This window comes from Bradyrhizobium sp. Mp27, assembly GCF_029953005.1.
Lineage (GTDB): Bacteria > Pseudomonadota > Alphaproteobacteria > Rhizobiales > Xanthobacteraceae > Bradyrhizobium > Bradyrhizobium barranii.
This window is the reverse complement of the sequence record NZ_JASAUS010000226.1, coordinates 1-8734: the sequence shown is the minus strand read 5'-3', so window position 1 is coordinate 8734 and position 8734 is coordinate 1. Positions and strand designations below refer to the sequence as shown.

Sequence of the window (8734 nt, the reverse complement as noted above, 5' to 3'; positions counted from 1 at the left end):
CGGCGGCTCTTCTTCGTCATCTTCGCTCCTGATTCGCAGCAAGAATCCTCGCCGCTGTCAGGCAGAAAATCCACTCAAGCTACTGTCCGAATTTGCGGGGCCAGCTCTGAACGCTCGGCCCGAGGCCCCTCCGAAGGGCCCGCTCCAGATCATCATCTCGATCGCTGACCAACGGGTCTCGCTTTTTGACAACGGGGCACTGATCGCACGCTCGACGGTGTCCACGGGAACTCAGGGGCATCCTACACCCCTGGGCGTATTCAGCGTGATCAGCAAACAACGATGGCACCGCTCAAATATTTATAGCTCTGCCCCCATGCCCTACATGCAGCGCATCACCTGGTCAGGGATTGCGTTGCATGCCGGTGTCGTACCTGGGCATCCGGCGTCACACGGCTGCATCCGTTTGAAAAATGACTTTGCCATTCGACTCTGGCATCTCACGAAGCGCGGCACGCGCGTGATCATTGCGCACCACGATGTCCAGCCGGTCGAGATAACCAGTCCGCACCTCTTTAAGCCGAAAGCAGTGTCCGGTTCGCCGGAATTTCAGGCTGCCACAGTCGTGGGTAAGAGCGTTAGCACAGCCGCGGCAACGCATGGATCACCGGTGTCCAAGACCGAGACTCCAGAAGCCACTAGTCTCCAGGTTCCAAACTCGGCTGCCGCTGAAGGCACACCCAGAAAGATGGCCCCGATCTCCGTCTTCGTGAGTCGTAAGTTGAGCAAGCTCTTCGTGCGTCAGGGCTTCTCGCCGTTGTTTGATGTTGCGGTCAAGATCGAAAATCCGGAGGAGCCCCTTGGAACGCACGTGTTTACTGCAATGGAATTCCAGAGCGAGGGAGCGGCTATTCGCTGGACCGTCGTGTCGATTCCGGACGAATTTCCTCGCATCGAGGATGCCACAAAAGAACGCGAAGCGCCCGTGAAGCAAACCGCCCTATCGGTACCGTCTCCCGATAAAGCCAACGCTGTCCTCAACCGCATCGAAATACCGCGGGATACCGTTGAGAGGATCTCTAAACTTCTGACGCCGGCCTCTTCATTGATTATTTCCGACGACGGATTTAGCCACGAGACGGGAAAAGACACGGATTTCATCGTTGTAACGCATTGATGCGGCGGCGCAACCCACCGACATACGATGCCGCTGCGCAACCCGCTGGAATTGTTCGACCGCAAATCTGGTGCAAGATTCTTGACCTCCGCACCTAACCCAAAGCAGCGCGGTCCGTTCTGGGTCCAATCGCGTCAGTTTGGGCGATGACTGCGGACTTCTGCTCCCTCACATGAACAGACATCGTCACCGCCCGCCATTAGCGACGGGTTGAAGAATGTTAGCCCCCAGTGGCAATTATTTCGTTCGCCCGTCGTGCCGGACGAGGATGCCTCGTCCCAACTCGGCGATTGCAGACTAAAGAAGCTGCGGGACTCCAGAGCACATTAGTCGGGATTGTTTTGGCGGTCGGTCTTGTGAGGGCTTTGCTGAAGCATGCTTTCCAAGGAATATTCCCTCCCGTCGGGTGCCAGGAAGCAAGATCCGCGAGCTGCACGCCAGAGCGGGTTCACTCGACGAGTACGCGATAAACCGAGGCTCGGCCGATCTTCAACGTCTTCAATCGCAGACGCCTCACGGCGGAGGCATCAACAGCCGAGAGACCGGTGCGGCCTAGTCCGCTCGACCATCCATCGCAATCTGCATCAATTCGGCATCGCTCAACTGCTCGACCATCCTACTTGATCGTCGCGTGCACTGTGATGACCGACGTGCCAGAAGGCCTCGGCCCCTTACCTGTTGCCCTAATGGCAAAGGTGTCATTTCCTTTGTATCTGGCCTTTGTCTTGTATTCGTAAGTTGCAACGTTGAGCTTTTTCAGCTTGCCGTGTGCCGGCTTTTGCGAGATTTCCGAGCTACTCGCCGCGCCGCGCAACGTGATCGGGAAGATGCAACTATCTCCAGACGCGACGCTGATGTCGCCGGTCGAGTTCTCGCCCAATCCGCCAGCTCCATTGATCTGGAACATTCCGGAGCTGCCAACGCGATAGAAAAATAAGTGGGGCTGGAAGCTCCCACGATAAGCGCCACAATAAGCCAAACTGGACAACCGCATCACGGGCTTCTCGATATGCGAGCCGCTGACCATGGCTTGGTGCAGTCTTCATTCAGACCAGACGTCACGACGGTCGTTGACCTGCGCAGGCGTCCAGTCGGGGCGATCCTATTCACATAAGCATGCTTTCCGCACACTTTTTCCCTCCCCCACCCCTTTGGTCAGAATTCTTGGGCTGGTCTGATCTTGCAGCCCCATGCTTGCAACGCGCCATCGTGCTCGGCAATGAGCTGTGAGTCATTGCACGACGAATTGGATTTCCGAAGAAAGTGGATTCCGATTTGCGGGTCCATCCGATATATTGATCCGCGTTTACAGATAGACGCTCGATCACGTGTAATTCTCGGGAGGACAAATATTCTATGCGCGCAGCCGTTTCTTACATTCGCGTATCAAAGCCGAAGCAAGGTCGCAGTGGTCTCGGCTTGGAGGCGCAGCAAGCTGCAATCAGATCCTTCTGCACACAACATGGCTTCAACATCGAAGCCGAGTATCGGGAGGTCGAGACCGGAAAAGGCGCTGATGCACTGGAGCGCAGGCCCGAGCTCGCAGCCGCGATGAAGTACGCTCGCAAGCTTGGTCGAGGCGGCAAGGCAGGCGCGGCTCCGATCATCATTGCCAAACTGGACCGTCTCAGCCGTGACGTTCACTTCATCAGCGGCCTGATGGTGCAGCGCATCCCCTTCATCGTCACCGAGCTCGGACCCGACGTGGACCCGTTCATGCTGCATATCCACGCCGCGGTGGCCGAGAAAGAGCGCGAGCGCATCGCTCAACGTACCAGAGAAGCTCTCGCAGCCGCCAAGGCTCGCGGCCAGGTGCTCGGCAATGCCGCAATCGGGGAAGCCCGCAAGGCCGAAGCGGACCTGCACGCCGAGCATTTCCGGCCCATTATCGAGCCGCTACGCGACCTCCCCGCCAAGCGCATCTCCGCGATCCTGAATGAGCGCGGGATCGTCACCGCGCGTGGAGGTACGTGGCAAGCTACTCAGGTCATCAGAATGCTCAGTCGCTTGCGTCTTTCAGGCGACGACCTTGGGCTCAGATCGGATCATCCGACCTAACCTTCACCGGCGGGATCAGCAACATCGTCTCTACGCTCGACCCGCCGCCCGCCGCGATGCGATACAGCTCGGCGTCGGTAAGCTCGTGGATCGGTACATCTTGCCGATCAACGACCTGCACGGCCTTGCCATCCAGGCGATCGATCAGCTCATGGATGTAGGCGAGATTACCCTGCTCCGCCTTGTCGAGCAGTTGGTCTGCGACCCTCCGCAGAGCGAGCGGACGACTGCGCAGTGCCATCCGGAGTGCGTCGTTGAACGGCTTTTCCCTGTTCACACTTCCGATGGGCCGTCCCATGGCATCCCTATATCCGCTCTGACATCATTATGATTCTATACTCATTTTTTCAGTGGAACTACTGCCTGCCGCGGCCCTGCGCCTCACTCACCGGTCCGGCATTCAGAAGCTCCCCACCTGCAGGTTCGACAATCGTCTCCACCCAATCAAAGAAGCTGTCATCGTCGAGCTCGCTCAGTGTCCAGGCGTTGACCCAAACCGTTGGGCGCCATAATCGTCTATCCAGTCTTCAAGATACTCCACGTCGAAATCGCGTTCTATCAGTTCGGCAATTCCACCGTTCATGTCATTGGGGTTATAAAACATCACTTGGGCGAGCATTTTTCTCAGCATAGCCGGCCTCCGGCGTAAACGCACCCCGGACCCGGCTTTTTGAGGTGTCGGACTAAATCCCCTTTGCCCAAGCAAGGCTCGGCAAAGATATGAACGAGGCTGTGGGATCAGCGGCACGTCAGCGCCTCGAGGTATCGGGCAGAGGTCGGCGGACGATGCTCGAAGTTGGATCGCTTGCCCATCAGCCGGTCCTCAAGAACGTCGACAAGATGGCAACGGCCGTAGCCTTCCGATTTGCATGCCACGCCTCCCAGCAATCCGAATGCAGCCAGGCATGGCTTGTTGTTGCGGTGCCATACGGCAGGGGCTTATCAGTGGCGCCTGCGCTGCCACCGCAGTGATGACAGCTGTCGGGCTCAGAGCGAGACGGATTGCGGTTCAACCACTCGACCACGCAGCATTCGAAGGCACGAGCTTCTGCAACGGCCCGCGGCAGGCCACCGTCGAACTCGACAATGCCGGTCCGCTCATTGAAAAAGACCAACCAGTCCTCGCCCGACCAGTTGTCACGGCCGGGCCGCAGCAGCGCCACGATCTCGGGCTTGTGCAGGGAGAGTGCGCTCACCACCGCGCGCGGCGGAGCTGAGGCTGCGCTCAGCACAAGATCTTCTCCGTCAACAACGAATTTGACGCCGGCGGCGTGAGCCGCCTTCAGAGCTTCGAATGCACTCACAGCCTTGTGCTCCAGCCCACAGTCTCGGACTTTTCCAGCGTAGGAGGCGCCGAGGAATCTGCGACCTCCACATCACCCGCCACGCTGGGTTTTGCTGACACCGCACCATCACTTCCCGACGGACCATCCATGATGACGGTGCGGCCGCCATAGGCATAGGATGCATAGGGGGCATAGGGGGCATAGGGGGTGTCGCGAAGCTCCGGGGGCAACTCGCTCCCCCTATGCCCCCTATGCCCCCTATGCCTTTCCTCCTCGCCGGTCTGTTTGAGCGAATACGTAGCCGCGCCCCATTTCCCGGACGGTGCCTGCCGGGAGAGGACAAAGCCGGCCATGCGAATGCCCGCCAGCTTTTCGGCTTGGGATGCGACATACTGACGACCCCGCCCCTGCGGGTCCAAAGCCTGCCTCACCTCATCATGCAGTTCGCGGACGGTCACCGGGCGATCCTGATGCTTGGCCCACCAGATCACGAAAAGATCTGCGACGACCTGGCGGCGCCCGTCGCGCTGTTTCGATTCACTGAGCCGCGCGACCGGTTCCTGGCAACCAAGAGCCAGCAGCGGGTCGCGGACCCACCGACACCATTGTGCAAAGCTCCCAATCGGCAAGCCGGGCTTGATGCCGCTGGCCGTCCGCCCCCACCGCCAGATCGTCAGCGTCGCGGCCAGCAGTTCCTTACGCCGCTGCGTCACCTCAAGCCGGATGTCCGCCGCAAAAGGCCGCAGTTCCGGATCTTCCGTACGCGCGTCGAACTCAACCGTCACAAACCGGCGAGCCAGATCTTCGGAAACCGTCAACCCGTTGCCGGTCAGGATCACGAACGCAGATGCGTTCAACGCGACCATCTGCGACTGTCCAAGCAACCGCACCCGCGCTGGCCGTTCCGTAATAGCGCTGGCGAGAAGGTCGGACTTGAAAGCCGTATTGTTGAGGTTGTCGAGGAACAGGGACGGACCGCCCCGCATCAGCTCGGCGGAGATGCGCTTCTCCAGTTCCTCGGCGCTTGCACCGCCCGTCACTGCATGCGGCTCCCGTCCGAAGGCAACAATACTGATACAGCGGGCCAGCAATCCTTTGCCGGCTCCGGCACCCGACACCGGAGCCGCTCGCAACAACACACCAGGAGCGAGGTGCAGGCTTGGCCGGCAAACCGCCGTGAGCAATGCGGCAAGGAACGAGGATTCGTCTCGTCCCGGCGCCTTCGATGTATCGACCGTGGCCACGCCGCCCGGCGCGGGTCCGATGGTCTCGGCGTCAGCGAAGCAAAACGTCTTGAAGGTCTCGCGGATCAGCCGCAGGGCGGCCGCCGCCTCGTCCAGGCTCGGCTTCGCGGGAACCAGATCACTGAGATCAGGGACGTTCTCGCACCACATGCCGGTGGCAGTGTCATACCCCTCGGTGCTGTTGATTGTGCCGTCTTCCCTCAACTGGGGCGCCGAGGCGATGCCGTTGAGCGGGGGCAATTTCCATTCACCGCGCCAGTCGAGATACATAACCGCCAGCGACCGCGGCAGGCGAGCATCAACCTCCTCGACCTCGCCGTCCCGCCTCGTCTTAAGAGCATACGGGCGGCAGATCATGTGTGCCGTCAGCACGAGCGCGTCGGGCGTCATCATCTGCGCGACCGTGCCCTGCTGGAGCTGGTCGAAAGCGAGGCGAACCGGGAATCCGCGGTCATAGAGACAGCTGACGCCTGCAAGCAAGTCGCGCAGTCCCGCAACCGTTCGATCGGGATTGCAGTTTTCGACAAGGAGGCGGGGCTTTGCACCGCTTAAGGATGCGGTCGGGCCACAAACCTCTTCGGCGCGCTCGATGAGCTCGACGATCTGGCGCTCGGAGGTCATGTCGCGAACTCCGTCACGGCGTGTGTGCGATCCATGAGCAGGTCGTTGAAATCCATTCCCGCAGGAGGACGTGCGACCCGGACCCGACGCCCCTCGCGCGCCCAGCGGCGCGCCGCGTTCATGGCCGCCGCCTCACCTGCCGCGTCGCCGTCAGCGAGGACGACAATATCCCGCTCGTCGTCAGGGAGAGCGAGCTTCCGGAGCCCGGACGTCGAAAGCGCCGCACACGTCCGATGTCCCGTCGCCTGCATGGCCGAGAGGCAGGTTTCGATTCCCTCGCCGATCAGCAGCACACGACCTTCCCCACCGAGGCGAACAATCCCGCCGCCGCAGGGTCCAAGCATCATTTTTGCGGTCCCAACCGCCGCCTTAGACGTACCATCGCGCGAGAGGAACGTCCGATGGATGGCAGCCGGGGCGTTATCAATCGCACCGGCCACCAACGCAACCATGGCGGGCCAGCGCGATCCCTCAGGGTGCAGCAAACCATGGTGAAAACGAATGGATGGCGGGATCGAAACAGTTACGCCGCGCCGCCGCAGATAGATCTCGACATGCGATCCCCTCGCGCTGGACGAGCTGTTCCAGACGCGTGCGGCCCACGAAGCAGACGAGCCGACGTTGGCGTCCTTCAGCCGCCGCTCAATAACACGTTCACGCCGTTCGACCTGATAGAGGTTGAACCGGAGACCCAGGCACCGGAGAGCGTCAATAACCGACCTCTGATCGCAGCCGGCGAAGCAATGCACCAGCATCTTGCCGTCGGAGCTGTATCCAATCGACAAACTCGGGGTCTTGTCTTCATGCGCAGGACAACGGCAGACGAAGCCGCGGAGGGTCCTCTTGGCCCCCCCACACGCAAGAGCAATTTGCTCAATAGAATTCACCTGCGCTCTCCCTTTAGCGCCCGAGAAATTTCCCCCTGCCCGCTTAGTTAGCCGCTCAACATTCGTTCCAGCGCGTGCCGCGGGACGATCCAGCGTCGTCCCACTCGAATTGCAGGCAACTCGCCGGAGTTGGCGGCTGCGTACGCACTGCACTTCGAGAGACCCAGAATCTTGCATCCCGCTTCTTCGACGGTGAACGTCGAGCGACCGTCCCAGCGTCGGTCAAGGACACGCGGGGCAGTCGTGTTTTCCGAAGTAGTCATATTCAGTCTGTTCCAGTTGACCCTTTATGTCAACTATTGTAGGGCTATATTCCGTCATAACAAGGGCTACGACGTTGAAGCAACAGCAATTCAAAATCACCCTCGGGGACGATCTTCGCGCTAAACTTGATCGCTCCAGCTCACTCAACCTCAGGTCGACTGCGGAGGAAATTCGCCAGCGACTGGAAATGTCGTTCGACATCCAAGGTGACGGTCACACGCTCGACCTGATCTACGCGATCTTGTTTCTCGCGCATGAGATCATGCGCGACTTCGGCACGACGTGGTGGGGTGATGAGAGGGCGCGATCTGCGTTCATGGCGGCGATCGCCGACCAGGTGATGAGCTATCCGATCAATCCCGCCGATCTGGCTGCAAGTCCCCTGGTAACTTTGGGAACACCTGAGCAGCAGGCAGGGCCCGAAGATCCGCCGGAGGTTATCGGGCGCGCTATCGCTCGAAACTATCGCCGGAGAGTTCGGCCACTAGGTTTCCGATCCGACAATTTCGACATCAGCCGCTTCCGCGAGCTGATGCAAAGCGACAAAAAATGAATCGCTTCGCTTGCGGCGTGAAACCACACAACACGCCTCGCGCGGGCGAATGACGAAAGACCTGCCGGAAATTCCGCAGACCGAGCTTTAAGGGAAGTTCGTAATGACCGCAGCAAAGCCAGCACTCACCGAGACGAGCGTTGACGCGACGCCGAAGTCCGCTCCTCGCCGCATGCTCAACGAGACCCAGGTGCTGGAGATCATCCCCGTCAGCCGCACCACGCTCTATCGTATGGAAAAGACAGGTCGGTTTCCGAAGTGCACGTACATCAGCCCGAACCGGCGCGTGTGGTACGAGGATCAGATTGTGGCGTGGCAGAATGCGGTGAATGAATTTGATCCGCGTCGGGGGCGCGGTCAGGGGCGTCGGCGACGGGTTGCCTAGTTCTTCGTGCGGCCCGCACCTCCGAGAACACCATGCCAGGACATGTCGGCTCTATTCGGCCCTCATGATAATCATCGACGTGGCTCCTCATGTTTTCGCGGCAAACTGAACCCAATTCCGGTGACGAGATAAACAGCATCGCTTTCATCCACGAGTACGTCGCCGATTGTCATCGTTGTGTGCTGTAGTCCCTTGCTCTTAAGCAAATCTAGCCCGTCTTATTCGCGAGAGGGCGCCTGAGAGGCTGGCGAGCGTGGTGTAAAGCGCTGATGCGGCGTAGGATTCGGTTGCGAAGCCACCCCATCACCTTCAACCGCGA

General features: G+C 59.9%; 10 protein-coding genes. 4 read left to right on the top strand and 6 right to left on the bottom strand.

All coding sequences use genetic code 11. The features are described from left to right. Window positions 1-1117: L,D-transpeptidase (locus QJT78_RS46040; protein WP_281460662.1), on the top strand; the 1117-nt coding region annotated here is incomplete at its 5' end. A 616-nt stretch (window positions 1118-1733) separates the two neighbouring features. On the opposite strand, the gene QJT78_RS46035 is transcribed toward QJT78_RS46040, so the two are convergent. Then, a complete protein-coding gene (locus tag QJT78_RS46035; RefSeq protein ID WP_240537793.1) occupies window positions 1734-2024 on the bottom strand; it encodes a hypothetical protein in 291 nt (96 codons plus the stop codon). A gap of 449 nt (window positions 2025-2473) precedes the next feature. Here QJT78_RS46035 and QJT78_RS46030 point away from each other — a divergent pair, with 449 nt between their 5' ends. Next, window positions 2474-3175 carry a recombinase family protein gene (locus QJT78_RS46030; RefSeq protein ID WP_038945183.1) on the top strand — a complete coding sequence of 234 codons (702 nt, stop codon included), beginning with the start codon at window positions 2474-2476 and terminating at the stop codon, window positions 3173-3175. Here QJT78_RS46030 and QJT78_RS46025 read toward each other — a convergent pair. The 5 genes from QJT78_RS46025 to QJT78_RS46005 all read right to left on the bottom strand — a co-directional run bounded on the left by QJT78_RS46025 (window position 3153) and on the right by QJT78_RS46005 (window position 7213). Continuing rightward, on the bottom strand, window positions 3153-3473 hold the full coding sequence (locus QJT78_RS46025; RefSeq protein WP_038945181.1) for a hypothetical protein: 321 nt from the start codon (window positions 3471-3473) through the stop codon (window positions 3153-3155). The genes QJT78_RS46030 and QJT78_RS46025 overlap by 23 nt on opposite strands. A 174-nt stretch (window positions 3474-3647) precedes the next feature. Then, the gene (locus QJT78_RS46020) at window positions 3648-3806 is read right to left on the bottom strand and encodes a hypothetical protein (RefSeq protein WP_157790250.1); all 159 of its coding nucleotides are present in this window, start codon (window positions 3804-3806) and stop codon (window positions 3648-3650) included. A gap of 181 nt (window positions 3807-3987) precedes the next feature. Further along, a complete protein-coding gene (locus QJT78_RS46015; protein WP_038945180.1) occupies window positions 3988-4479 on the bottom strand; it encodes a hypothetical protein in 492 nt (163 codons plus the stop codon). Next, a complete protein-coding gene (locus QJT78_RS46010; protein WP_281460661.1) occupies window positions 4476-6326 on the bottom strand; it encodes a hypothetical protein in 1851 nt (616 codons plus the stop codon). The genes QJT78_RS46015 and QJT78_RS46010 overlap by 4 nt, the downstream gene beginning before the upstream one ends. Continuing rightward, the gene (locus QJT78_RS46005; protein ID WP_038945178.1) at window positions 6323-7213 is read right to left on the bottom strand and encodes a toprim domain-containing protein; all 891 of its coding nucleotides are present in this window, start codon (window positions 7211-7213) and stop codon (window positions 6323-6325) included. Before QJT78_RS46005 ends, QJT78_RS46010 begins: the two co-directional genes overlap by 4 nt. Window positions 7214-7550: 337 nt before the next feature. Between QJT78_RS46005 and QJT78_RS46000 the strand changes: the two genes are divergently transcribed. Both QJT78_RS46000 and QJT78_RS45995 read left to right on the top strand, forming a co-directional pair. After that, window positions 7551-8030, top strand: coding sequence for a hypothetical protein (locus tag QJT78_RS46000; RefSeq protein ID WP_157791232.1), 480 nt, complete (start codon window positions 7551-7553; stop codon window positions 8028-8030). Window positions 8031-8133: 103 nt separating this feature from the next. After that, a complete protein-coding gene (locus QJT78_RS45995) occupies window positions 8134-8415 on the top strand; it encodes an AlpA family phage regulatory protein (protein ID WP_049807994.1) in 282 nt (93 codons plus the stop codon). Window positions 8416-8734 lie beyond the last annotated feature (319 nt).

What these genes read in the sequence shown, in the direction of transcription:
- QJT78_RS46020 (WP_157790250.1), bottom strand. Translation starts at nt 3,806, where the DNA reads ATGCTGAGAAAAATGCTCGCCCAAGTGATGTTTTATAACCCCAATGAC.
- QJT78_RS45995 (WP_049807994.1), top strand. Translation starts at nt 8,134, where the DNA reads ATGACCGCAGCAAAGCCAGCACTCACCGAGACGAGCGTTGACGCGACG.
- QJT78_RS46030 (WP_038945183.1), top strand. Translation starts at nt 2,474, where the DNA reads ATGCGCGCAGCCGTTTCTTACATTCGCGTATCAAAGCCGAAGCAAGGT.
- QJT78_RS46025 (WP_038945181.1), bottom strand. Translation starts at nt 3,473, where the DNA reads ATGGGACGGCCCATCGGAAGTGTGAACAGGGAAAAGCCGTTCAACGAC.
- QJT78_RS46010 (WP_281460661.1), bottom strand. Translation starts at nt 6,326, where the DNA reads ATGACCTCCGAGCGCCAGATCGTCGAGCTCATCGAGCGCGCCGAAGAG.
- QJT78_RS46035 (WP_240537793.1), bottom strand. Translation starts at nt 2,024, where the DNA reads ATGTTCCAGATCAATGGAGCTGGCGGATTGGGCGAGAACTCGACCGGC.